We start from the raw sequence: 25615 nt of genomic DNA, 5'->3' as shown, positions 1-25615 counted from the left end.
TGGCGACACATTTATCATTTAACTAAATTTCTGAGACACACTATTGCGTGACACTGTTCAGCAAAGTTCAAGTTGGCTTTCACTCGCTGGTTTAAATAAAGGAGTGGTTCATTTGACTCAGATTGGAATTATTGTGGGCAGTTTACGTCAAGCCGCCTATTCTCAAAAAGTCGCTAACGTACTGGCAAATTTATTACCCGTTCAGCTGACGCCCGTCTTTATTGATATTGGTCAGTTACCACTGTACAACGCTGATCTCGACGAAGACGATACCGTCCCTGCTTGGCAAACTTTCCGGCAGCAATTAGATGACGTCGACGGCTTGATCATCGTCACCCCGGAATATAATCGCGGAATGACGGGTGCCCTTAAGAATGCCTTTGACGTTGGTTCCAAGCGACGTAATCATTGGAAACATCAAATTGCCTTAGTCGTTTCCAGTTCACCTGAAGCAACTGGCGGCTTTGGTGCTAACCAGCAAGTTCGCCAAGTACTGGTCACGTTAAACGTATTCCCCGTTCAACGCCCCGAAGTCTATCTGGGACACGTTAACCATTTGTTTAATGACCAAAATCTGATGACCAACTTAGATACGCTCTCATTTTTACAGACGGCAGTTAACGCCTTTGTTGCCTTACAGGCCAAGTTTGATCCGCAGCCAGCTGATGATCTGAATGCGCTGGCCATAAAATACGAACCCGGCCGCTTTTACATCAACGGTGAAAATGGCAGTACCTTAGCTGAAATCATTTTTCACGACCAGCAAAATAAACGGATCATGGTTACCAATACCCAGGTCAGTGAGCAGCTACGGGGACAAGGCATTGCTAAGCGGTTAATGCTGCGTGTCATCCGCTTTGCACAAATTTATCACTTAACGATCATTCCGGATTGTTCATACGCACAAAAGTTTCTTGAAAAGCACCCTGAATATCAAGACTTGTTTACGACTAACTAAAAACAGAGTGTGCGACAAAACTCGGTAGATTCCAGAATTTAACCCAAATAAGGCCTATTTCGATGAACTTTATCGGAATAGGCCTTATTTGGGTTAAATGACCGGAATCTGAGTTTTGGCGCACTATTAGACCATATCGAAGGATTGAACAAATGGCCATTTATTACTATTTTCAGTTAAGAAATCAATTAGGATACTTACCAATAGAGACTTATGGCACAGCCTCTATTCTTTGCGATCAATTATCTGATGTCAAATTCGTATCAAACGGTTTTTGCGCTAAAACGTCCGCTTCCAGATTAGGATTAAACGTTTGGCGTTTCAGCATTTCGATTTCATACCCATAAGGCGCCAGTTTATGCTTTTTATCAATGGCCACCCACGGCGTTTCCATCACTTTAGGCACGTTGACCAAACTGGGATGATGGGCAATGGCATTTAAGGCCTCAAAACCAATCGTGCCGTTACCCAGCAATTCATGACGGTCTTTATGACTGCCCTGCGGATTCTTAGAATCGTTCAAGTGAATGACCTGCAGCCGATCAAGGCCAATCACGTCATCGAACTGCTTTAACACACCATCAAAGTCATCTTTAATGGCGTAACCGGCATCGCTGGTATGGCAGGTATCAAAGCAAACCGACAGTTTATCGTTATCGGTAACTTTGTCGATGATTGACGCCAATTGCTCAAAGGTAATGCCCACTTCGGTCCCCTTACCGGCCATGGTTTCCAGTGCGATTTTGACGGTTTGATCCGGGGTGATAATTTCGTTTAAACCCTTGGCAATTTGTGCAATGGCCGCTTCGGGTCCCGCACCAACGTGGGCACCAGGATGCAACACGATCTGCGTTGCCCCAATGGCTTCAGCCCGGTTCACTTCTTCACGCAGAAACTGGATTGCAAAGGGGTAATTTTGAGGCTTGATAGTATTACCCAGATTGACCACGTATGGCGCATGAACCACGATTTGCTGCAGGCCATGTGCTTTCATAAAGTCGTGGCCGGCCTCAATGTTAAGCTCATCGATCGGTTTACGGCGCGTATTTTGCGGTGCGCCCGTGTAAACCATGAACACATTTTCACCATAGGAAGCCGCTTCCTTAGCTGACCCCAGTAACATCTCCTTGCCCTTCATACTGACGTGCGAACCAATTAAAAATGTCATTTTTGAATTCCCCCTAGGATAATCTTAACGACTTTTTCTGAAGCTGAACCGTCTTCCCATTCGCAGTATTTTTGGTTAAAACCAGCTAATTGCGCACGATAGCCGGTAAACGTCCCCTGGGTTGCAAACTGGTTTAAATACTCGTCAAAGGCAGCCTCAGTGGTGGCTAACGGGCCTGGAATCTCAGCTTGGTAGTCAAAATAAAAGCCCCGCAGCTGATCGCGGTAATGCTCGAGATCATAGGCATAGAAGAGCATTGGCCGGTTCAGGTTAGCAAAATCAAACATCACTGATGAATAGTCGGTGATCATGAGATCGGAGATGAGGTACAAATGAGCAATGTCCTCATCGGCAATGATCTTGACCCGGTCTTCAAACCCCCGGATATCAATGTGATCCTTCACTAAATAGTGCGGCCTTAAAACCAAGATGGTCTGATCATCCACCTGTTCAAAAAAGCGTTGCAGCTTAAATGGCAGTTCAAAATGATACTGACCGGTTTTAATGGCATCGTCATCGCGCCAAGTCGGCGCGTACGTGATCACCGTTGCATCCGGATCACCAACCAGCCGCTGCTTGAGTTGCCGGATCACGGCCGGTTGATCTTGATGATAGAGAACGTCATTTCTGGGATACCCAATGTCTAAAAACCGATTGTGAAACTGGAACGCGGAACGAAAAATTTGCTTCGAGTAATCATTAGGCGCAATTAAGTAATCCCAGCGAGCCGCTTCCCGGGTAAATTGCTGATAGTAATCGGCGGTTTTAGTACCCGGAATCGCGACGTGTTCAATATCAACGCCTAAATGTTTCAGCGGTGTGCCGTGCCAGGTCTGAATGTAAGTCGTTCCCTTATTCTTATGCCACCAATTTGGCAGGCGCGAATTAAACACCCAAAACCCAGCGTGCGCCATCAACCACACCCATTTAAACGAAAAACGTTTCACCAGCTTGATGTCTGGATACTTCGCGTGCAGCTCGTGATACCGCCGCGGCTTAACCCCAAAATAAGCCGTGGTCTTCAGCTCGGGTCGGTCGTGAATCAGCTGCCGGTAAATGGCTGCCGGATTGTCATTAATATCGTTACCATTAAAACTCTCAAACACCAGCAGATCTTTTTTTGCCGGGATACAAATAAACCCATCGTTTAAAACGATGAGTCCATTGCGAATCACGATTTTTAGACCTTTTATGACTTGATTGACCAGTCCAGTCGTTGTCACCGTAATTCCTCCTTATTAATTAACTAAATTAAATCAACGAAACGTGAACGGAACTTATAATGCAGATGCGAGCCGACTAACAGGAAGAACAGCACGATCAACCAAAATTCAATGGTTAACGTTGGCCGTTGCCAGAACCAGCCTTGACCCAGCATTGATTCCCGGAAACCGGAAACCACGTAGAAGAATGGGTTCAACTGCAAAACGCGAATTCCGATTGGTGGAAAGCCACCCGTTTCAAAGTTGAACAGTACACCGGAAATGTAGAATAACATCCGCATCACTGATTGCAGTAAGATATGATAATCCCGCACAAGTACTGACACTGCCGAGTTAAAAATCCCAAAGGCAATCAAAAACATGATCATGCAGAAGAAGTAGTAAATGGATTCCAGCCAATAAATATTGGGCCGAATCCCATAAATCAAACCGACCAGCACTGAAACAACTAACATTGTCCAAAACGAACTTAAATTGGAAACAATTTTAATTGAAGGCAGTGCCGAAACGGGAAATTTCATTTTGGAAACCATTCCCACTTGCTGGTAAATACTCTTAGAAGCATCCAAGGTCGCCCGGTTCATGAAGAACCATGGGGTGATCCCAATCACCATCCAAGGCAGGTAATCAATACCGCTGGACTGACCATGCTTAAGACCCACACCAAAGACTAACCAGTAAATACAGATTTGAATTAAGGGGTATAAATACTCCCAGATCAACCCAAGATAATGACTTTGATAACTGGCCCGATCTTGATACTTTGAAATTCTAAAGATAATCCCTAAACTCTTAAATTGTTCCTTAAATAAGGTTACGACCTCTTTCAAAGGTTAACACTCCTTTACGCCAGCTATTTTTTCAAATAGCGGCAGTAATATTCCACAACCCGTTGGGTCGCATGACCATCATTGTAGGTATTCCAATGATGGTTAAACTTGGTAAAATCCGTTTGCCGGTCAGTGACAATCGCCGTTCGCAGTTCTGCCGGTGTCTTTAAAGGTGCTGATGGCAGCCACTTTAAAAAGTGGGGCTGAATACCAGGATTTTGCTGGTACTCTTCTAAATCAGACATATAAAACAGCAGACTATGCGCGTGTGGCAGCAGACTATAATCAAACGCGATCGACGAATAATCGGTGATCAAAGTCTCGGTTACCATCAGCAGATCGGTCGTCGACAGCTGCGGATAAAAGCGTACCTGATGCGTCGTTGACTGACTGAGCCGCTGTTCATACTTTTGCAGCAAAGGATGGAGTTTGACCACCACCACGGCATTTGGATCAGCCACCAGTGCTTCTTTTAGTTCCGGCGTCAGCTCAAAGGTCATTGAATCACGGTACGTCGGTGCGTATAAGATCACGCGGTGCTTGGCCAATCCCGGTGCCAGCCGATCAATACGGTCACGCGCTCCTGCCTGCCATTTAGCAGAAAAAAACCGGTCAGACCGCGGATAGCCCATTAACTGCATCCGTGAACGCGGAACGCGATAACTATCCTGAAAAACGTTGCCCATGGCATCTGAAGCCACCACGTAATCATCGAACTGATCATAGACCCGTTGGAACCGCCGCTGATCTTCTTTAGAACGCTGACTCGTGGTTGGGTCGCCCCAACCAAAGCGCTTAATCGCACCGTTAGCATGCCAGAGCTGAACGATCTTGGCGTGTCGCGGATGCAGCAAACCGCCTAAAAAGGCGTAGTAGTTATCGCAGAAGATCAGTTGGGATGTCATAATCACCGGTATCCCAGTGAACACAAAATGCAGGTTATCCCGAAACGGAACAACTTTGATTCCATAAGCAGCCAGCTGAGTTGCCTCGACTTCAACGTCTGGCCGGTAAAAAACGACCAGTTGCTGATTGTCAGGTAATTTATCAGCCAGCGCTAGTATAAACTTCAAATTATTGCCGAAACTCATCAGGTAAATAACTGAATGAACCTTGCTTCGCCTAAAAAAGTTCAGCGCAGATATTAACCGGACCAGCCAAATATAAATTACTTTCACAGCAGACCACCAATTCTATTTTTCTCCTGTGTTACGCCACCAATAACGGGTGCCGTAACGCACAACAAGGTATTATACCACATTCAAATTTTAAGTAACTGGCTTTTATAAGAATTTAAGAATTTGCCGGAATATAAAATCGCTATGCCCTTGATATCAAGGACACAGCGGTGAAATTGTCATAGTCTAGGTTCATAAAAATGACCCAGAACCTTGTAAATTTCTGAAACACTGGTGAAGGCACTTGAATCAGCTTCATTCATGGCTTCCTCTAGATCCGACATTTCATAACGTGAAATCACGGTGAAGAGGATCGTCTTTGTATCATGGTGATAGGCCCCCTCGGCATCGTGCACGATGGTGATCCCCCGCCGAATATGGTTTTGAATCGAATCGATCACCGTTTTCGGCCGGTCAGTAATGATCATCACTTGCATCAGCTGCTGGCGCGTATAAGTCATGTCCATGACCCGGGCGTTAACCACTAACCCAATGGCGGAATAAAACGCGTGGGGCCAGCCGTACAGAAAACCAGCCGCTAAAATGATCAGCGAATTAAACGCAATGTTAATGGATCCAATCGAGCGGCCCGTCTTGCGGCGAATCACGATTCCCAAGATGTCTAAGCCCCCGGTTGAAATCCCACTTTTAAGGGCCAAGCCGGTCCCAAACCCGTTGACCGCTCCACCAAATAACGCACAGATAATGGGGTCAGTCGTCAGATGAACCGGGTGCAGCATCTTAATCATTAAACTGGCAAGAAAAACCGCAATAACCGTATAAACCGTAAAATTATGACCGATTGCCCGCCACGCTAGGACGAATAGTGGGACGTTCAGCAAAAATAATCCTAAAGCAGTTGAAACCACGAAGGTCAGGTGCCGCTCAGTCAAAGTAGTCACAATTTGTGCCAGCCCAGTAATACCAGAAGAATAAATGTGTCCCGGCGTCCAGAAGAAATTCATGGCGATCGACACTAAAATACCGTATATAAATGCAGTCGAAATTTTTCCAATTGATTGATGGCGTTTAACTAAACGCTGTACATCATCCATAACAAACCCTCTCTATCCAATCGTTCAGTAACCGACAGTATCCTAGCATAGCATATCTTTTCCGACTGCACACCACTCTTTTTACTTTCTAAAGCAACCCTCATTTAGCCTTTGGATTTTGCCAGTGTTCGTTAACGAATTTCTCACGTCCGCCGGCTTCTTGCATGGCCATTCGTGCTGGCTGCTTACGATAGAAGTCTTGGTGTTCTTCCTCAGCTTCATAAAATGGCTTGGCATCCTCAATCTGAGTCACAATCGGGGCATCGAACTTACCGCTGTCGATCAGCTTTTGGCGGGACTGCTCCGCAATTTTACGCTGCGCCTCATCCTTCACAAAAATGACTGGCCGGTAGTTGTCACCACGGTCTTGAAACTGGCCCATCGCATCCGTTGGGTCGGTCTGCTGCCAATAGATCTGGACTAATTTTTCATAAGGCATGATTTCTGGATCAAAGGTAATTTTGACCGCTTCGGTATGACCAGTAGTGTGACTGCTGACCTGCTCGTAAGTCGGATTGGCCACGTGTCCACCCGTATAGCCGGAGACCACTTTTTCAATGCCTGGCTGCGTATCGAAGGGCTTGACCATGCACCAGAAGCACCCGCCCGCAAAGATTGCTGTTTCTCGTTTTTTACTCATTTCGTTCACCCCTAAATTAACTAAATTGAATAGTAACCAGTATATGGTATTTCAGCTCATGAAACAAGCCAACCGCTGTCAGTACCCTCAATCAAAATTTCATGACGTGACTAAAATCGATTTTAGCTGGCCCCCTTTACAAGATTCAAGTTATGAGTTAGCATACAATTAAATTAAAAAATAATTAAAAAGTAATGATAAACAGAGTGAATAAGCAGAGTAAGTTCTTTCGACGTGCTCAGAGAGTCCGTAGTTGCTGCAAACGGATGACGTCTAGAACTGAAAGTAGGCTTTGAGCCATAATTGTTTATCGGGCTTTCCTGGTTACCACCATTATCTGGTCAACGGATCTAAATAATTAAGTCCGCTAAGGTTGTCTTATGGACAACAAATCAAGGTGGTACCGTGCATACTATTGCGCCCTTCGGAAGTTTTTTCGAAGGGCGTTTTTATTTTATCTATCTTTCATACGAGGAGGAATTAAGATTGATTCTTTTACTTTACCAAATCACAGTGGCTAGAATTCATCAGCGTGTCCGTTCTTGCCCTTAGCTCATTATAAATACATCAAAAACACGTCTATACATACTTTAGGAGGAAATACATATGGCTTCTAACACCGTTACTTCTCATAACATCAGTTCAAGTTCACTTAACCTCGAAACACAGCTTAATTCCGCTCGTGAAACGCCCTTGTTCTACAAGGTATTTGGGCTGGCCGGCGCTGGCATCATGCTGGATGCAGCTGACGTTTACGTTGCCAGTGCCATCAATGGCGCCATGGTTGCGTCACATTTTGCCACCGTTGCGCAGGGTTCGCTCTTCTTATCAAGTGGCTTTCTGGGACTTTTTCTTGGATCATTAATCTCCGGGTATATCGGCGACTTCTACGGCCGCAAAAAATCTTATCAGTATAATTTACTACTGTTTGGCGCGTTTACCCTCTTAGCCGCCTTTGCACCGAATATGATCACGCTGATCATCTGCCGGCTATTTGCGGCCACTGGTCTGGGTGCCGAAATCGTCACCAGTTATGCCGTTGTTAATGAATTTGCACCAGTCAAACGTCGCGGTCACTGGTCCGGACTAACCGCGATCATCGCCAACACCGGTGCACCGGTCACCTTACTGATTGCCACCTTCATGATTCCTAAATTCGGCTGGCGGTCAATGTTTCTGCTGTTAGGGATTTTGGCCATGATCCTGTGGTTCGCCCGTCGTCATTTTCCTGAATCTCCCCGCTGGCTGCTGACCAAGGGCCGGACTCAAGAGGCTGATACCATTATTAAACAGCTCACGACCCGCGGGCTTTACGATGATGGTGAGTTAGAAGATAAGAATGAAGCCGTCATCCACATTAGCTTTGCCAAGGGTTTGTTTATCGCCATCGTTGCTGTCAGTGCCACTTTGCTTTGCCAGTATACCTTCTCTACTTGGGTGCCAACGTTACTGCTGAAACGCGGCATTAACATTGTCAGTTCCATCGGCTTTTCTGCCATCATGATGCTGGGTGCCCCAATCGGCTGTGCTATTGGCGCCCTGCTGGTAGACCGGACTGGTCGCAAGAAATTGATTGGCGTTTCATTTATTATTGTTGCCATTTTGGGCTTTGCTTATGCCTATGAGACTACCACGGTGGGAATCTTGCTAAACGGCTTTTTGCTGACAGTGGTACTCTACATTCTAATGGCAACCGTGGTCAGCATCTACACCAACGAATTGTTTGAAACCAGCCACCGCTTCCGTGGCGCCGGTATTGCCAACGGTGTTTCCAAACTATTGAACGTTTTGATGCCCTCAGTCGTCGCCATCGTGATCACCCACTTTTCAACGTCGTTTCTCTACTATGGCATCGCAGCAATTGCTGTGATTGCGGCCGCTGTCATCTTCATTTGGGGACCTGAAACAGACGATAAGATCATTAAATAGTTTTTAAAATCAATGATCTACAATAATATATGGGCATCAAAAAAGCATGGTTCTCAGCCATTTTCGACTGAGAACCATGCTTTTTGTTTAGCACTTTTTAAAACTTATTTATCTTTTTTATCGTCATCATCCTTGGTCACAAACAAGCTTAAATCTTGTAATTGCTTGTCTGAAACCGTGGTTGGTGCAGACGTTAATGGTTCAACAGCTTTGGAGTTCTTAGGGAAGGCGATCACGTCTCGAATGTTACCGCGCTTAGCTAACAAGCGGGCAAACCGATCCAAGCCGATTGCCAGACCACCATGAGGCGGAAAACCGTAATCCAAAGCGGTCAGGAGGTAACCAAACTGCTTTTCGGCCCGCTCTTTGGTGAAGCCAAGAGCTTTGAACATCTTCATTTGCAGGTCACGGGTGTGGATCCGGATCGATCCGCCACCTAATTCCAGACCGTTTAAGATGATGTCATAACTTTGAGCGTAGGCTTTATGCGGATCTTCGCCTTCGTCCAAGTAATGTTCGTCACCGGCTTTTGGCATGGTGAATGGGTGATGGGCTGGAACCCAGCGCTTCAAGTCCACATCGTAATCGAATAATGGCCAGTTCACGATCCATAAGAAGGCAAACTTCGATTCGTCGATCAAACCAAGCTCATTAGCAATTGTCCGACGGAGGTAGTCCAAGGTTTGGGCAACCACTCGGCTGGAATCACTGGCGAATAACAGAAGATCGCCAGGCTTAGCGCCGGTCCGTTCCGTAATGGCTTTGTACAGTTCAGCGTTATCCTTGAAGAACTTGGCAATTGGGCCGGTAAAGTTGTCTTCAGTAACCTTCAACCAAGGTAAGCCCTTAGCACCGAAGCGTTCGATATGTTCCACGAACTTATCGATGTCTTTTCTGGAGTACTTATCAGCACCGCCAGGAACGGCGATTGCTTTAACTTGGCCACCATCATCGAGAACTTTGTTAAAGACGTTAAAGCCGAGATCATTCACTAAGTCGCCTAAGTCCTTCAGTTCCATGCCATAACGAACATCTGGCTGGTCAGTACCAAAGCGGGCCATGGATTCATCCCAGTCCATCCGTTTGAATGGTAACTTAACGTCAATGTTTAAGGTTTCCTTCATGACTTTAGCAATCAAGCCTTCAGTCAGATCCTGAATTTCTTCAGCGTCCAAGAAAGAAGTTTCCATATCAATTTGGGTAAATTCTGGCTGACGGTCACCACGCAGATCTTCGTCACGGAAGCAACGAGCGATTTGGTAGTAACGGTCAAACCCGGCACCCATCAGTAACTGCTTAAACAGTTGTGGTGATTGTGGCAGCGCGTAGAAATGACCTGGATAGACCCGTGAAGGGACCAGATAATCCCGAGCACCTTCTGGGGTGGACTTAGTCAGATCAGGGGTTTCAATATCAATGAAGCCCTGAGAATCAAAGTAACTGTGGACTGATTGGGTGATCCGGTTACGAATCAAGAGACCACGTTGCATTTCTGGCCGACGCAGATCTAAGTAACGGTACTTCAACCGTAGATCGTCAGAAACGTTGATGCCGTCTTGAATATAGAATGGCGGGTTCTTAGCCTTGTTTAACAGGTTAATTTCAGATACCCGGACTTCGATCTTACCGGTCCGCATCTTCTCGTTAACTTCGTGTTCGGCCCGTGGTACCACGTGACCCTTAATTTCAATGACGTATTCGTTTCGCAGCTGGTCAGCAACGGCCAGTGCATCCTTATCGAATTCCTCACTGAAGACCAGTTGGACAATGCCTTCGCGGTCTCGTAGATCGATAAATATTAAACCGCCTAAATCACGGCGCTTTTGAACCCAGCCCTTGAGGACGACATCTTGATCAAGATATTTTTCGTCCACCAGACCGGCATATGTTGTTCGCTTCATCTTGCTCTCCTTTTAATCAATATTTTTAATGACACTGGCGAAATCAGTCATCACATCGTCTAGCGGTGCTGAAACTTCATTACCAGAGTTCATATTCTTAACGTGAATCGTATTGGTCGTTAACTCTTTTTCACCCAGAGTCAGCGTGTAGGCAGCGCTTAAGCGGTCAGCCGTTTTAAACTGGGCCTTAGGCTTACGAGCTAAGTAATCGCGGTCAGCTGAATACTCCTGCTGACGCAACGCTTGCACGACCTTTAACGTTGGTGCGTTGGCTTCATCACCAATGCCCACAACGTAGGCGTCCAAATGATGTTCTTCAGGAAATTTGACCCCTTCAGCTTCCATCAATAAGATTAAGCGTTCCATACCGAGGCCAAAACCAACACCGGAAACTTCCGGGCCGCCCAGTTCTTCGACCAAGCCGTTGTAACGGCCACCGGCACACACTGTGGTGTAGCCATGACCTAACGCCTTCGAATCAACCATGATTTCAAAAATGGTGTGGTTGTAGTAATCCAGACCACGTACCATGGTTGAATCGACCACGTAGTCAATACCGATGGCTGACAGCAAGCTCTTCACCTGGTCAAAATGCGCCTTGGCTTCAGGCGTCAGATAATCCAGGATCGATGGCGCATCCGCCACGAACTGCTTATCCTTCTTATCCTTACTATCCAGTACCCGCAGCGGATTCTTGTGCAAGCGAATCTGAGAATCTTCACTCAGTTCATCGTAGTGCGGTTCCAGATAATCGATCAGCGCCTGCCGGTAATTATCCCGAGTCTCCTTATCGCCTAGTGTGTTGATTGCTAAACGGAGGTTCGAGATCCCGAAATGCTTAAACAGATCCATCCCGACCGCGATCACTTCAACATCTAGTGCTGGCTCATCAGAACCGAAAGCTTCGATCCCCATTTGGTGGAATTCCCGTTGCCGACCTGATTGTGGTCGCTCATAACGGTACATCGGTCCGATATAATAAGTCTTAAAGGGCTTTTGAACTTCTGGGCCATACAGTTTGTTTTCCACAAAGGCCCGCACAACGCCAGCGGTCCCTTCTGGCCGTAAACTGATGTGACGGTCACCCTTATCCTTAAAATCGTACATTTCCTTAGTAACAATGTCTGAAGTGTCGCCAGAGGTTCTCGAGAACACTTCGAAATTTTCAAATAGCGGTGTGCGAATTTCTTCGAACCGGTACTTATTGAATACTTGTCGCGCCACTGTCTCAACATACTGCCAGTGCTGACTCTCACCTGGAAGAATGTCCGCAGTGCCTTTTGGTCGCTGATAACGCATAGTATCTCCCTTTCTGATTTTGATATAGTGGCGTAAAAAAATAAAAAGCACCCTTGTTTTCACAAGGGTGCTTCGCACGGTACCACCTTAAATTTACTCATCCATAACGTTGGACACGGATAATTGCTTACCCACCTCAAAAGTGTCTTCAACTTCCCGTCTGCTGTATCTTTTCATCAACCAGATACTTTCTGAAAGTCACGGGTCATTTACTGATCTTTTTCATCGGCGTTTCATTTATTTAACTACCAATAAGACTACTCAGTTACCCGCGAAAAGTCAAGGACGTTTTCATTTGCAGGCTGTATCTTTGTAACAAAATAACCTATAATTATTTAAAAAACTAATCGAGGAAATTAATTTGAACTACGTAAAACAACACTGGCAACAAATCACCATTTCATTGGTGATCCTGCTGACCTTAGGCATTGCTGTCTTTCAAACCGTTCGTCAAGACCGCTTAACGACCCCCATCGCTAACATTAACGTCCGAACCGGTCCCAATATTAACTATCAGACTAAAGCTATTTTGAAAAAGGGGCAGGCCGTTTACATCGTTCAGAAAACGGATAACTGGTACAAAGTCCGCTATGATGATCACCATTTCGGCTGGGTCGCCAGCTGGCTGATCAATCAGTCGTCAAAAATCAAAACAGCGACTAATTTGTCTGAAGCCACGATCGTTTTGGATCCCGGTCACGGCGGCAGTGATTCCGGTGCCCTATCCATTGACCAGCATCACGATGAAAAAACCTATACGCTGCAATTAGCCAAGAAAGTCCGCAACCAGTTAACTGCCCGCGGCGCCCACGTCATTATGACACGCACCGGCAATCAGACCGTTTCTTTGGGAGCCCGGCCGGAAATGGCCACTGACAACCATGCGGACGCTTTTATTAGTTTTCATTTTGACTCCAGTCCTGAAAATAACCTGGGTTCCGGCTTCACGACTTACTATTACCATGCCAATACCTCCTTAAAGTTAGCGCGCACCATTAATCAGCATCTCACGGGCTTACCGCTAACTAATAAGGGGGTCGATGTTGGCAACTTTGAAGTGATTCGCGACAACCTGCGACCTGCGTTACTATTAGAGATGGGTTATATCAATAACGCCAAGGACTTCAAATCAATTGAAGATCCCGCCTATCAAAATAAGGTGGCTAAGGATGTCACCAATGGTCTAGCCGCCTACTTTGAAAACAAATAAGTTCAGAAAGGTTGGTTAAATACATGGATAATGAATGGCTCAAGCAACTGCCAATCGACGCCATCAAACGGGTGATCCCCGTTTCAGGTGGTGACATTAATCAAGCCTATCGACTGGAAACGGCCGACACGACCTATTTTTTGCTGGTGCAGCCCAATCGTGAACAGGTCTTTTATCAACACGAAATTGAAGGCCTTAAGCTATTAGCACAGGCGGCCTTAGTACCCCAAGTCATCGCTTCTGGTCAAATTAACGGTGACGCCTACCTGATCTTGTCTTGGCTGGAGAGCGGTCAAGGCAGTCAATACGATCTCGGCAAACTGGTGGCCCACGTGCATCAGCTGCACAACGACCGGTTTGGCTTCGACCATGACGTTGACGGCAAGCTGCCCAAGATCAATACTTGGCAGACTAATTGGGGTGACTTCTACGTCCATCAACGGCTGGAAGTTCTAGCTAAGCGAGCTGACCAGCACGGTTTATGGAATCAAAAAAGGCAGGCCCATCTTACACGGCTCTGCCAGATTATCTTAGATTATTTTCAGCATCACGACAGCGTGCCCAGTTTACTCCACGGTGATCTGTGGTTTGGCAACGTGATGTTTACCGCTGATGGTAAACCGGCTTTGATCGACCCGGACGTTTTGTATGGCGATCGGGAATTCGACCTCGCCATGACCACGGTATTTGGTGGCTTCGATGACCAGTTTTACCAGGGTTACAACGACACCTACCCCATTCAGTCGGGCTTTCAAGAGCGACTGCCGTGGTATCAGCTCTACTACCTGATGGCACACCTCAATTTATTCGGTGAATCCTACGGTGGCTCAGTTGATCGTATTCTCAGTAACTACTAAAAATTACTGAAGCAAGGCGGCTTTCAACTCGCCCACGTTAGTCACGTTGATTTCGGGCTGGCTGGAACGAAAATCGATCAACCGGCCCGGGTCAAATAGAGCACCAGCAATGCCAGCATTATGACCCGCGTCAATGTCTAACGTTCGATCCCCAATCATGATGGCTTCTGGCCGTTTGACACCGTTTCGTTCAATTAAAGCATTCAGGGAAGCTGGATTCGGCTTTCTGGGAAAGGGCTGTTCACTGGTGACTTCATCAGCGAACAGTCTTTTAATGTCAGCCGTCTCTAATAGTTGGTTAGCACTGCGGTTACGGTGTGTCAGCAGGTAATGGGTCCCGCCTACGTCGTTTAGTTGCTGCAGTAAATCCAGCATCCCGGCAAACGGCTGGGCCTGTTCAATGTGCTGGCTTTCGATTTGACGGTAATCGTGTTCTAATCGCTCAGCGTCGATACTAAATTCTGCGCTGAACTGCTGCTTCGCGGTGCCAAATGAATGCTGGCGCATCACTTCGTAAATTTCCTGTTCATCTAACTCAAGTTCAGAAACCTGCTGTCTGGTCAACGCGGTCATGAAGGCTTGCACCATGATGGGATAAGTGTCAAAAATGGTGCCATCAAAATCCCAGAAAAACGATTGATATTTCATTACAATCTCCTTATAGATCCGCACTATCAAACAGAATGGTGACGGGACCATCGTTGACTAAACTGACTTGCATATCGGCACCAAATTCGCCAGTTTCAACCTGAATACCAGCATTGCGCAATTTTTGGTTAAACCGGTCATAGATCTCTTTGGCATGGTCCGGTGCGCCGGCCTTAGTAAAGCTTGGCCGGTTGCCCTTTTTCGTATCGGCATAGAGGGTAAATTGTGAAACGGATAAAATGGCGCCCCCCACATCTTGAATCGACAAGTTCATTTTGCCGGCATCATCTGAAAAGACCCGCAGCTTAGCAATCTTATGCACGTAATAGTCCAATTCGTCCTCACCATCGGTATCGGCAGCCCCAAACAACACTAAATAACCCTGTTTAATTTTACCGACTACTTGGTCGTCAATGGCGACTTGAGCAGACGTTACCCGTTGTAATACGATTCGCACGATGAATCCTCCTCATAAATATCAAAACGACACGGCTGACCGTGTCGTTTTTTTAATTTTATCATTTATCTAAACGGTCGTTTAACCACATAGACATCCTGAACGTTTTTCAGGTTATCCATTAACCGTTCCAACTGTGCGGCATTTCTGATGCCCAGCGAAATGGATATGGTGACCATCTTATTATGGTCGACCCGGCCGTTGACCACGTTTAATTGTTTAGTGGTACTATTAACGATCCGCAAAACATCGTTAAGCAGACCATCACGGTTATAACCCTGAATCTCCAGGTCAGCATTGTACATTGACGTGGTTTCGCTCGGGTTATCCCAGTACACTTCAACGATCCGCTCACCGTTAGCTTCGGCGTGCGCCACGTTAGGACAGTTGGCACGGTGGACTGAAACCCCACGGCCCTTAGTAATATACCCGACGATCTTATCACCGGGAACTGGGGCACAGCAATGGCTTAAACGGACCAGCAGGTTATCGACACCTTCAATGACGACCCCTTCTGATGGCTTGAGCTTACGCTTACGGTGCGAACTAGACTCCGATTCAGTGTTATCAATGGTCTGATGTTCTTCCAGCAATTCATGTTCTTCTTGCCGCTGTCGCTGTTCTTCACGTTGATGTCGCACATCTTCAGTCAGACGGTTAGCAACCCCCACTGGCTGCAGGTCGCCAAACCCAACGGCGGCAAACAGATCGTCAATGTGTGAATAGTGCATCTTATCGACCACTTTTTGCAGCTTATCCTTCGTCATCAATTCCTTAGGATCGAACTTAAAATCGCGCAGCTGCTGTTCGATGATCTGCCGCCCGGATTCAACGTTCTTTTCCCGGTCTTTTTGCCGGAAGAACTGCTTGATCTTATTGCGCGCCCGCCGTGTTGAGACTAGCTTGAGCCAGTCACGGTTGGGGCCAGCCGAATTAGAAGACGTTTTAATATCGACAATATCGCCGTTTTTAACTTCATAATCCAACGGCACAATTTTACCGTTCACCGTGGCACCGGTGGTATGGTTACCAACTTCAGTATGGATCTGATAAGCCATATCCAATGGTCCAGCACCCTTCGGCAGTTCCAAAACATCACCCTTAGGCGTAAAGGCATACACATGGTCACCAAAGAGTTCACCCTTAACACTGTCCATAAAGTCGGCAGCATCATCGGTATCTTCTTGCAGTTCAATGATCTGTTTGAACCAGTTTAACTTGTTGCCGGTATTGGTTGCTTCAACCTTATCCGTTTTGCCTTCTTTGTAAGCCCAGTGGGCCGCCACCCCAAATTCAGCCACCCGGTGCATTTCCTTAGTCCGAATCTGGACTTCCAGCGGCCGTCCTTCTGGCCCGATCACCGTCGTATGTAAAGATTGATACATGTTGGCCTTAGGCATGGCAATGTAGTCCTTAAAACGCCCTGGCATGGGCTTCCACTTCGTATGAATGGCCCCTAAAACCGCGTAGCAGTCACGGATGTTATCCACGATCACCCGAATTGCCAGTAGATCATAGATTTGGCTAAATTGCTTGTGCTGGTCACGCATTTTGCGATAGATCGAATAGATGTGCTTTGGCCGGCCATAAATCTCCGGATCAATGTGCAAATCGCCAATGGCATGCTTAATATCGACAATCGCTTCGGCAATGTAGCTTTCCCGTTGATCACGACGCGAATTCATCAGGTGCACGATCCGGTAATACTGCTGCGGGTTCAGGTAGCGTAACGAAATATCTTCCAGTTCCCACTTAATGGCACTGATCCCTAAACGGTCAGCTAATGGTGCGTAGATCTCCAGCGTTTCATTAGCGATCCGGCGCTGTTTATCTGGTCGCAAGTGCTGCAGCGTGCGCATATTATGCAGCCGGTCAGCCAACTTAACGATCATGACCCGAATGTCCTTAGACATCGCTAACAGCAGTTTTCGGTGATTTTCTGCCAGCCGCTGCTTATTGGATTTATACTTAATCTTACCCAGTTTGGTGACGCCATCCACGATCATCGCAATGTCGTCGCCAAAGAGTTCCCGAACGTCATCGAGGGTGACGCCGGTATCTTCAACGATATCGTGAAGGAAACCGGACGCGATGGTTGTCGGATCCATCTTTAGATTGGCTAAAATGCCGGCGACCTGAATGGGGTGCATAATGTAGGGTTCGCCCGACTGACGAACCTGATCCTTGTGCGCAACCGCGGCGAACTTATAGGCCCGCTTAACAATTGCGACGTGATCCTTATTCATATAAGCTGATACTGCGTCGATTACGCCTTGAGCTGTCCAAGTTTGCTCTCTAGACATCTAATCACATCCCCTCCATGGCACTCAGACCATAGGCTAAATAACTAATACATAGATATACTGGGGCAAAATAGATTGCGTATTTTGGCCCAGACATGAGAATTCCTAACGCAAATAATACGGGTAAAACAAATAACAGCCACCAGCTGTCACCGCGACGCTTAACATAGTGGCCAATCACCCCAGCGGTAACGGAATAGATCAAACCGTAAATCACACCGGAACGCCAGAGACCACCAATTGAAATACTGTGTAACAAGACGGGCAAAACCACGCCCAATACTATGCTGAGTGCCCAATAAGGCCAGCCGATTCGTTTTAAAATTGTCATCTTCGTTTGCTTCACTCTCTTATTTCATGAATGGTTTACATTTTAGCATTATTTTACGCGTATGGATAGCATTCAATCACTGTAATTCTAACATCGTCGAAACCGCCGCTAAAAAGTATAACGGGGCCGTTTCCGTCCGTAAAATTCGCGGCCCAAGCCCGGCAACCGTGGCCTGACTTTGTTCGAGAAACTGCATTTCAGCCGGTGAAATACCGCCTTCAGGACCAAAGACTGCCGTAAGCCGCTCGCCCGTTTTGATGCGATTAAGTAATTGAACCAACTGTGCCTGCTCACCCTGTTTGGCAGCCTCTTCATAGGCTACCAGCAGATGATCGGATGACAGTTCCGTAATCGCCTGTTTCAAAGTGTTAAAGTAACGTACCGTTGGAATGTGCGTCCGGTGCGCCTGTTCAGCAGCGCCCTGGGCAATTTTTTGCAGCCGAGTCACTTTTTTACTCAGTTTATTGGGTTGCCACTTGGCCACCGACCAGTCAGCACCAAAGAAACAAATGGTATCAGCCCCCATTTCGGTGGCTTTTTGGACGATCCATTCGGCTTTATCCTGTTTTGGCAGTCCAGACAAAATGGTAACTTTGACTGGTAATTCAACGTGATTTGCCAAGGGTTTGACCACCGTCACCGAATGGTCTTCATTCAATTGCCCTAAATAAAGCGTTTCTTGGCCATCGACAAACTCAGCTTGATCACCTGGTACACCACGCATGACCTGCAGCCAATGCTTAGATACGTTACTGTCAAGTTCAAATTGACTGCCCGTTTTTAAAGTGGGCTTTACAAAATACCGTTGCATTTAATCGTCGGCCCCCGGTCTTTGAGCGATGACACCGTACCAATCACCCATGTTAAGTGTTTGCAAAATTTTAAAGCCCTGCTTGCGCTGTGCATCAAGCACTTGATCAAGTTTTTCCGTAATGATTCCTGACGTGATGAAGTAACCGTGTACCGGCAGTAAACCCCAGGCCTGCGGAATCAGGGGAAGAATTACATCTGGTAAAATGTTAGCAACAATGATATCGGCTTCACCCTGAATCCCCGTTAGTAAGTTGTTGGCAGCAACGGTGATATCCGCAGCAACTGGATTAAGCGCCAAATTCTTCTTAGCGGAATCCACGGCAACCTGATCCAGATCATAAGCGCGAATGTCGCCAGCACCTAACTGCTTGGCCGTAATACTCAGAACCCCAGAACCGGTCCCCACGTCGATCATGGACTCACCGCCATGAATCACGAGCTCTAAAGCTTGCATTGATAACTTAGTCGTTGGATGGGTCCCGGTACCAAAGGCCATTCCGGGATCCAGTCTGATGATCCGTTCGTCCTTCGTTTTCGGCTGATAATCCTCCCAGCTTGGGACCACGGTCAAAAAGCGGGTGACTTGCACGGGATGGTAGTATTTTTGCCATTCGGTTGCCCAGTTCGTTTCGTCAACTTTATCCGTGGTCACTTCGGCCGGTGCCACGGCTAAGCCAAAGGCCTTTAATCCTTCAACTTGGTGTTTGATTGCGGGGATGATTTCCGGCACAAAAATCGTGGCTGGAAAGTAAGCGGTAATTTTCGCCCCGTTTTTAACGTGGGGAATTTCATCCACGTTTAAGATCTCGCCCTTTTTACCCCAGTCAACCTGACTAAGCTGCTCATAATCCTTTTCATCATCGATCTGCACACCAGAAGCCCCGTGTTCCATCAAAATATTACTAACAGCTTCCACTGCTTCATTGGTCGTTGTTACTGTCACTGCGGTCCAATTCATACTTATCGCCCTCCGTATTCCTCAAAAAATAAATTTCCAAAAAAAGAACGCCAAAGTTACTTAGCGTTCTCCTCATCAGTCTGATGTTCTTTTTCTTCTTCTTCTCGTCGTGGTAAACGCGACTCCAGATAGTTTAGTAAATCTTTTTCACTTCGGAAGATTCGTGGATGCTTTTGTTTGTGCAGCCGAAGGTCAATCTCGTTAATCTTTCGACGACCAGTCCACGTATGACTGTATCGGATGATTACCCGATTATTCAAAGCCTCCCGACCAAATTTAAAGACATAGACACTTTCAGGAGTCATCAGTGGCCGAATGTATGATTTTTCATACCGATAATGTCGGCTCTTTAAGTACTGTTTAGTTAGATTTAGCACGGTAATCACCTCCCAATGATTTTTCTATAACCCGCTAACTCACTATTAGATATATCATATCATATTTAACCTGCGAGCAACAGAAGACAGGGCTATTCCGCTCTTTAAAAAGAACATGTTACTGGATTTTTATAAAAAAGTCAACCAAATCACGCCTAATTTTTACCAAATTCTGGTTTTATTTTCATCATTGTCTGACTTTCCTTAGTGCTTGCTTTTACCCGTGGAAATAGTATTCTTGAAGCATAACCGCTTTTAAATTAAACGTTTAAAAAGGGAGTTTATTCATGATTAAACCAACCAAACATTTAAATGGCTTTGATTGGGTTGAAACAACGGCCTTAACTGAAACCGAAGAACGGACACTGATGGCTGATTACGGCATCACCGACGATATCATTACTTACGTCACTGATAAGGATGAAACCGCCAATTACGTTTACGATCCGGCCAACAATCAACAACTGATGATCGTCCTAGTCCCCTACCAGCTAAAAAACACCCAGGCACCGCGCTATATCACCCGGCCAGTGGGCTTTTTAATTCACCAGGGCGTACTCTTTACCTTTAACGAAAGCCGCTTGAATTTTGTCAGTGAAGCCTTTCAAAAAACGGCTCAAGACGCTGAAACGACTTCCGCTTCGGCGTTTATTTTGGAATCGATGTTTGACCTGATCGACAGTTACATTCCGATCGTTAAATTTGTGACTAAGCAGCGAAATCAACTTGATAAGATGCTTAATAAGGATGCTAAGAATTCCAACTTAGTGGCCCTCTCTTATTTGGGCCAGACCCTGACCTTTTTCAATAGTGGTGTGGAATCCAATAACGATCTGTTCACGCGGATCCCGCGAACTTATTTTGGCGTCAATAATTCCAGTGATGAAAACGATATGCTGGAAGATGTTGCCATTGAATCCGACCAAGTTTTACATATGATTGAAAATGAAGAACAGGTGGTCAACCGGATTACGGATACCTTTGACAGTATCATTAATAACAACTTAAACGATACGATGAAGTTTTTAACGATCTGGTCTCTGACCATGGCTGTTCCGACCATCGTTACCGGCTTCTTCGGGATGAACGTCAAGCTGCCGTTCGCAAACTTTAACAGTGCCTGGATCATGGTGATCGGCCTATCCGTTGGTTTAATCATCTGGCTACTGCTGATTTTCAAGATGCACCATCGCTTATAAATTTTTTAAATTGTACCCGATATGATTGCCAACTTAATCCGTCTTTGATATGCTCATAACCGATTTAATAATTTCGAAGGAGCCTGAACCAATGAAAATTGCTGTTGTGACTGACTCAGCCAGTTATTTAACCCCGAAACAGATAACGGATCATAATATTCACGTGGTACCTATCACCGTTATTTTTGGTCAGCAGACTTATTTAGATAACGTTGAAATTACGACGAGTGAATTCTACCAGCGCTTAAAAACTGACCCGCAGATGCCAACAACGACGCAAGTCACCCTAGGCCAGATGCAGACCATGTACGATCAGTTAGCTGCTGAAGATTATGATGCCGTCATCAGTATTCACTTGTCTTCGGGAATCACCACTTTTTACAGTAACCTCGTTAATTATTTACCGAACGTTAAAAATATCAAAGTGTATCCCTTTGATTCCCGGATCGCATCGGCTGGTGAAGCCGACCTCGTGATGTTAGCTGCCAAGCTCGTTGAAGCTGGCCGTTCACCAGAAGAGATCATGCGTGCCCTGACTCATTTACGAGACACGATCGATGCCTACTTCGTGGTCGATGACCTGTCTCACTTAGTTCGCACGGGACGCTTATCGAACGCTTCTAGTATTGTCGGCGGTTTATTACGGATCAAACCCATTTTAACGTTCAATGACCAGGCCCAAATCGTCGCCATTGAAAAGGAACGTACCATGCGGCGCGCTTATCAGCGAATTAAGCAAAAACTGCAGGCGGCCTATGATCAAGCCGACTACCCCTTGCGTCTCACCATTATCGACGCCAACAACCAGCAGCTGCAAGAAGACTGGTCTGCTGATCTGGAAAAGCGCTTCCCCCAGATTAAAATCGCCCATAGTGAAATTGGCCCAGTCATCGGCGTCCACGTTGGTGCCGGTACCATGGCGTTACTTTGGGATTATGATTGGGAACAGTGGCCAGTATCTAACTGAAAGAAGGTCAGCGGATGAATATTTTCTCCATTGGCGGCAAGGGTGATACTAAGTACCTTTCCCGACACGATTTCATTGCGGCACTCAACCGTGATCTAAACCAGCCGGACTTCGACTTCTCACAATTGCCAACGCCCAAAAATAAAGATGAGTATCAGCAATTATTAACCTTTATTCAAAAACAAATTTTACCGCGGTTAAAACATTAACCTGTAACACAGCAAATAGAAGCTAACTTCCTTAAAACCGGGAGTTAGCTTCTATTTTTTTACTTGATTTATAAATGTTTCCTGATCAACGCCTCAAATACCGTTACCGAACGGGCACCGATCACCGCATCTACGATCTGACCATCCTTCTTCAAGATGACCGTTGGGGTACTTTGAACACCCAGTGCTTCAGCAATCAGTGGCTGCTGGTTAACCGTGATGGACGTGAACTTCACTTGTTGGGCCAATTCAGTCGCAGTTGCGAGATGGGTCAGTACCTGATCAACAGCGGTGCATGGTGGACACCAATCCGAACGAAAATCAACCAGTACTAATCCGTGACGGGTCTCCGCCGCATAAGTTGTGTCTTGAATCGGTTTAATTGGTGCCATCAGCAACCCACCTCTCTTTTAATCCAGCTTCATTATAAAACAAATTGACCAGAGCTGCTGTTTTCTGAGCCTCATCATTCAATCAGTTTATTTAATAAGTCTGATCAGTTAAACTCTTTTGGCAAACAACCACCCTTTTCCGTACAATACCTAAAATGATATTAGTTTATAATTGGTAAAGCCTCGTCAGACTTGCTATATTGGAGTAAGCATATTGATTACTTATCCATTATTTATTTTATATAAGGAGGATTCATCCATGTCTTCACTCGGCATTATCTTGCTGCTTATCAGTATTATTCTATTTGGCTATTGGGGCATCCGCCGCTTTAAACACTTGCCCACTAAACGATTAGGTTGGAGCGCCATCATTTTATTTGTTCTAGCCTTCGTGATTGGCGGTATTTCTGGTAGTCACTCAGCAACTAAAACTGCTAACGAGCAATCCAGCAGTAAAGCTGAACTGAAAGATTCCAGTTCAGCGGTTAGTTCTAGTTCGCACGCCCACGCCACTCATCGTTCTAAACCAAGTTCAACGAAAAAGAGCGCTCAGTCGAACCATCAAGGCCACACTAGCGTTTTGAATCAACTCGTGCGCTACACGGATAACGAATCTGCCGGCCCCAACGGCAACTATTATTGGCACGTTGGCAAAGCGCATCTCACTGGTTTTAAAACTCTGGGAACTGGCAATACCCACTTTGCTGCTGACGCCGAACAACGCCCAGCCGCTGCCCGCGCAAAGCTCACCTATCAGGAATACGCTTCTTCACGAGGTGGCCGTCAAGGTGATCCTTTAGAGCCCTATGCCTGGCCAAGTCCGAACCCAATCGTTGCCATTTCGTACGCAGCTACCGGTCGGACCTATCATGGTTATTTATGGAACCGTAGCCACTCCATTGGTGATAGCCTTTTAGGGAGAAAATCATATACTTCTGTCAATAATTTTACTACTGGCACGCGGCCCCAAAACGTCGGTGCTGATCAGGACGGCGGCATGCGCTACGGGGAAGAAACCGTTGAAAATTACTGGTCTGAACATCCTGGTACCCACCAGACAGTCGACTATCAGACCACACCCATTTACAAGGGTAACGAGAGTATTCCACGCGGTTCACTGGTTGATATTAAATCGTCTGATGGCGTTATTAATACTGAAATTGCCGTCATTAACGATGCTGAAGGTATCAAAATTAACTACAGCAATGTCACGACCAATGCCAAGCCTTACCACCGATCACAAACAACGCCTTATCAGCGCCACAACACAACTAATTCTAATCAGGGCTATCAAGGTTCAACGACCCATTCGCAGGCAACAACGTCTGGCAAATGGCACGTTGCACCAGCTGGTCACGTATACGTATCTGAATCCAATAAATACTATACGCGCGTTAAGAATCCACACAATTATACGAAAGAAACAAAAGCCCAAGCCCAAAAAGCCGGTGCAACTGAAGCGCTGCGTGGCAATGAATACGCCCAGCCTTAATTTTTAGTAAAAGTAACTTTTTTATGTCTCAGCACAAAAAGCAGCTAGACCGATATTGGTCTAGCTGCTCTTTGTTTTTGTAGTGAATGATCCGTTTACAAGTGTCCCTGTGCAATGAAAGATTTTACGAGGCTTTACTTTGATATTCTTGACGGAACATTTCAATGATTTCATCGGCCTGTTCCGAACTATCTATTGAAAAAATAGTCTGCCGAAAAATGGTCGTCTCGTTTCCATTCCAGGTTCTTTCATCTTCAATCACGTCCCTAATTGGAACACTTTCGTAAATTCGACTTGGCACGTACCTGACCTTTGAATGGAACAAATTTTTCGGTGCAAATGGGTTATCCGGTTCTGCCATGAGTATCATGATTTCAAATTGGTCTTTGCGATTCTTTCTCATTTTACGTTTACGAGTCTTCTCAAATGAAGCACTGATTGTCATATAATAGATCATTTGTAATCCTTTCATAGTTGGCAACGGCTTGAATAATTGGAGTATACCAAATGGCAGCTTAATACACAACTAAAAAGCTTCCTAATTATTATGGCGTCCTTCATCTACCAGAAATGACGATTACTTGACTTATTACAACTATTTCTGGCAAATCAACTAGTGTAATATATTTATCATCGGAGGAAAATTCATGAAAAAATCTATTCTGGTTACACTTGCATTTGGCATTGCTTTAGTTGGCGGTGCTGTAACATCTGGCACCACAGCACAAGCTGCTACTCTACATAATACTAAGGTTCATACTATGCCGGCCTACTTCCGCCACACATGGCACCATGGTAAAGATATGCTCAAATTTACTAAACATCATGTACGGTATAGATTTACGGGAAAATCCAATGGAAAAATGTATAAAGATAGCGGCAGAATACACTATAGCCACGTTGAAAAATTTACGTATAAGCACCGTGTTGAGTACGCACCAATCATGAATGCTGATCCATTATATCTTTATTCTTCTCATGGTCACATGTATATGCTGGATACAACGGGTCACTGGTATAGATATCATCGCTAAAATTAAGTACTCTTCGGAGTGCTTTTTATTTTTATTTACTGTATTTCTATGTACAAAAATGGAAAGCCAGTCACTCCCAATGCAATCAAGTACACTTGTACCCACATTAAAAAACGACTTGGCTTTCCATTTAATTTTTATTTGCTACGTCATACACACGTAACGGATAAATGACGCTTTTTATATC

The 25615-nt window shown here is 45.8% G+C and carries 26 protein-coding genes; 9 read left to right on the top strand and 17 right to left on the bottom strand.

The features are described 5' to 3' along the window. The first annotated feature begins 112 nt into the window (after window positions 1-112). The gene (locus CES79_RS08975) at window positions 113-958 is read left to right on the top strand and encodes a GNAT family N-acetyltransferase (protein WP_159459481.1); all 846 of its coding nucleotides are present in this window, start codon (window positions 113-115) and stop codon (window positions 956-958) included. A 238-nt stretch (window positions 959-1196) separates the two neighbouring features. Here CES79_RS08975 and CES79_RS08970 read toward each other — a convergent pair whose 3' ends face one another. From CES79_RS08970 to msrA, 6 genes are all read right to left on the bottom strand, one after another. Then, window positions 1197-2126 carry a deoxyribonuclease IV gene (locus tag CES79_RS08970; protein WP_054655425.1) on the bottom strand — a complete coding sequence of 310 codons (930 nt, stop codon included), beginning with the start codon at window positions 2124-2126 and terminating at the stop codon, window positions 1197-1199. Beyond that, the gene (locus CES79_RS08965) at window positions 2123-3334 is read right to left on the bottom strand and encodes a CDP-glycerol glycerophosphotransferase family protein (RefSeq protein ID WP_054655508.1); all 1212 of its coding nucleotides are present in this window, start codon (window positions 3332-3334) and stop codon (window positions 2123-2125) included. Before CES79_RS08965 ends, CES79_RS08970 begins: the two co-directional genes overlap by 4 nt. Window positions 3335-3372: 38 nt before the next feature. Further along, on the bottom strand, window positions 3373-4179 hold the full coding sequence (locus CES79_RS08960) for an ABC transporter permease (RefSeq protein WP_089136970.1): 807 nt from the start codon (window positions 4177-4179) through the stop codon (window positions 3373-3375). 23 nt (window positions 4180-4202) lie between these two features. After that, on the bottom strand, window positions 4203-5357 hold the full coding sequence (locus CES79_RS08955) for a CDP-glycerol glycerophosphotransferase family protein (protein ID WP_225362374.1): 1155 nt from the start codon (window positions 5355-5357) through the stop codon (window positions 4203-4205). Between the two features lie 179 nt (window positions 5358-5536). Further along, entirely contained in the window at window positions 5537-6412 is an 876-nt protein-coding gene (locus tag CES79_RS08950; protein WP_054655427.1) for a YitT family protein, read from the bottom strand. A gap of 100 nt (window positions 6413-6512) precedes the next feature. After that, entirely contained in the window at window positions 6513-7052 is a 540-nt protein-coding gene (gene msrA, locus CES79_RS08945; RefSeq protein WP_089136969.1) for a peptide-methionine (S)-S-oxide reductase MsrA, read from the bottom strand. A 606-nt stretch (window positions 7053-7658) separates the two neighbouring features. On the opposite strand from msrA, the gene CES79_RS08940 reads away from it, so the two are divergent. Further along, entirely contained in the window at window positions 7659-8981 is a 1323-nt protein-coding gene (locus CES79_RS08940; RefSeq protein WP_089136968.1) for an MFS transporter, read from the top strand. 104 nt (window positions 8982-9085) lie between these two features. On the opposite strand, the gene aspS is transcribed toward CES79_RS08940, so the two are convergent. Together aspS and hisS are read right to left on the bottom strand one after the other, a co-directional pair. Then, on the bottom strand, window positions 9086-10882 hold the full coding sequence (gene aspS, locus CES79_RS08935; protein ID WP_089136967.1) for an aspartate--tRNA ligase: 1797 nt from the start codon (window positions 10880-10882) through the stop codon (window positions 9086-9088). A 12-nt stretch (window positions 10883-10894) separates the two neighbouring features. Continuing rightward, window positions 10895-12181, bottom strand: a complete 1287-nt coding sequence (hisS, locus tag CES79_RS08930; protein ID WP_054655430.1) for a histidine--tRNA ligase — start codon at window positions 12179-12181, stop codon at window positions 10895-10897. A 361-nt stretch (window positions 12182-12542) separates the two neighbouring features. Between hisS and CES79_RS08925 the strand changes: the two genes are divergently transcribed. Together CES79_RS08925 and CES79_RS08920 are read left to right on the top strand one after the other, a co-directional pair. Next, window positions 12543-13391, top strand: a complete 849-nt coding sequence (locus CES79_RS08925; protein ID WP_089136966.1) for an N-acetylmuramoyl-L-alanine amidase family protein — start codon at window positions 12543-12545, stop codon at window positions 13389-13391. A gap of 23 nt (window positions 13392-13414) precedes the next feature. Beyond that, window positions 13415-14248, top strand: a complete 834-nt coding sequence (locus CES79_RS08920) for a fructosamine kinase family protein (protein WP_089136965.1) — start codon at window positions 13415-13417, stop codon at window positions 14246-14248. Between the two features lie 3 nt (window positions 14249-14251). Here the strand turns inward: CES79_RS08920 and CES79_RS08915 are convergent, their stop codons facing one another. The 7 genes from CES79_RS08915 to CES79_RS08885 form a co-directional block, all read right to left on the bottom strand. Next, a complete protein-coding gene (locus tag CES79_RS08915; protein ID WP_054655432.1) occupies window positions 14252-14896 on the bottom strand; it encodes an HAD-IA family hydrolase in 645 nt (214 codons plus the stop codon). A gap of 10 nt (window positions 14897-14906) precedes the next feature. Next, window positions 14907-15353: a D-aminoacyl-tRNA deacylase gene (gene dtd / locus CES79_RS08910; protein WP_054655434.1), complete on the bottom strand. Its 447-nt coding sequence runs from the start codon at window positions 15351-15353 to the stop codon at window positions 14907-14909. Between the two features lie 65 nt (window positions 15354-15418). Continuing rightward, window positions 15419-17656, bottom strand: coding sequence for a RelA/SpoT family protein (locus tag CES79_RS08905; RefSeq protein WP_089136963.1), 2238 nt, complete (start codon window positions 17654-17656; stop codon window positions 15419-15421). 4 nt (window positions 17657-17660) lie between these two features. Beyond that, window positions 17661-17987, bottom strand: a complete 327-nt coding sequence (locus CES79_RS08900; protein ID WP_133286358.1) for a hypothetical protein — start codon at window positions 17985-17987, stop codon at window positions 17661-17663. Between the two features lie 76 nt (window positions 17988-18063). Next, a complete protein-coding gene (locus tag CES79_RS08895; RefSeq protein WP_089136962.1) occupies window positions 18064-18798 on the bottom strand; it encodes a 16S rRNA (uracil(1498)-N(3))-methyltransferase in 735 nt (244 codons plus the stop codon). Continuing rightward, entirely contained in the window at window positions 18799-19758 is a 960-nt protein-coding gene (prmA, locus tag CES79_RS08890) for a 50S ribosomal protein L11 methyltransferase (protein ID WP_054655438.1), read from the bottom strand. It lies immediately after the preceding gene. A gap of 56 nt (window positions 19759-19814) precedes the next feature. After that, the gene (locus tag CES79_RS08885; protein WP_054655440.1) at window positions 19815-20144 is read right to left on the bottom strand and encodes a hypothetical protein; all 330 of its coding nucleotides are present in this window, start codon (window positions 20142-20144) and stop codon (window positions 19815-19817) included. 278 nt (window positions 20145-20422) lie between these two features. Between CES79_RS08885 and CES79_RS08880 the strand changes: the two genes are divergently transcribed. The 3 genes from CES79_RS08880 (at window position 20423) to CES79_RS08870 (ending at window position 22510) form a co-directional block, all read left to right on the top strand. Next, the gene (locus CES79_RS08880; protein ID WP_089136961.1) at window positions 20423-21334 is read left to right on the top strand and encodes a magnesium transporter CorA family protein; all 912 of its coding nucleotides are present in this window, start codon (window positions 20423-20425) and stop codon (window positions 21332-21334) included. 91 nt (window positions 21335-21425) lie between these two features. After that, window positions 21426-22301: a DegV family protein gene (locus CES79_RS08875; RefSeq protein WP_089136960.1), complete on the top strand. Its 876-nt coding sequence runs from the start codon at window positions 21426-21428 to the stop codon at window positions 22299-22301. A gap of 14 nt (window positions 22302-22315) precedes the next feature. Next, window positions 22316-22510: a hypothetical protein gene (locus CES79_RS08870; RefSeq protein WP_054655442.1), complete on the top strand. Its 195-nt coding sequence runs from the start codon at window positions 22316-22318 to the stop codon at window positions 22508-22510. Between the two features lie 68 nt (window positions 22511-22578). On the opposite strand, the gene CES79_RS08865 is transcribed toward CES79_RS08870, so the two are convergent. After that, window positions 22579-22902: a thioredoxin family protein gene (locus CES79_RS08865; protein ID WP_054655444.1), complete on the bottom strand. Its 324-nt coding sequence runs from the start codon at window positions 22900-22902 to the stop codon at window positions 22579-22581. Between the two features lie 259 nt (window positions 22903-23161). Here CES79_RS08865 and CES79_RS08860 point away from each other — a divergent pair, with 259 nt between their 5' ends. After that, on the top strand, window positions 23162-24394 hold the full coding sequence (locus tag CES79_RS08860; protein ID WP_089136959.1) for a DNA/RNA non-specific endonuclease: 1233 nt from the start codon (window positions 23162-23164) through the stop codon (window positions 24392-24394). A gap of 124 nt (window positions 24395-24518) precedes the next feature. Here the strand turns inward: CES79_RS08860 and CES79_RS08855 are convergent, their stop codons facing one another. Then, window positions 24519-24851, bottom strand: coding sequence for a hypothetical protein (locus CES79_RS08855; protein ID WP_143456347.1), 333 nt, complete (start codon window positions 24849-24851; stop codon window positions 24519-24521). Between the two features lie 190 nt (window positions 24852-25041). Here CES79_RS08855 and CES79_RS08850 point away from each other — a divergent pair, with 190 nt between their 5' ends. Continuing rightward, window positions 25042-25428, top strand: coding sequence for a hypothetical protein (locus CES79_RS08850; RefSeq protein ID WP_089136957.1), 387 nt, complete (start codon window positions 25042-25044; stop codon window positions 25426-25428). Window positions 25429-25615 lie beyond the last annotated feature (187 nt).

The organism is Secundilactobacillus silagei JCM 19001, assembly GCF_002217945.1.
Lineage (GTDB): Bacteria > Bacillota > Bacilli > Lactobacillales > Lactobacillaceae > Secundilactobacillus > Secundilactobacillus silagei.
This window is presented reverse-complemented; position numbering and strand designations above follow the sequence as displayed.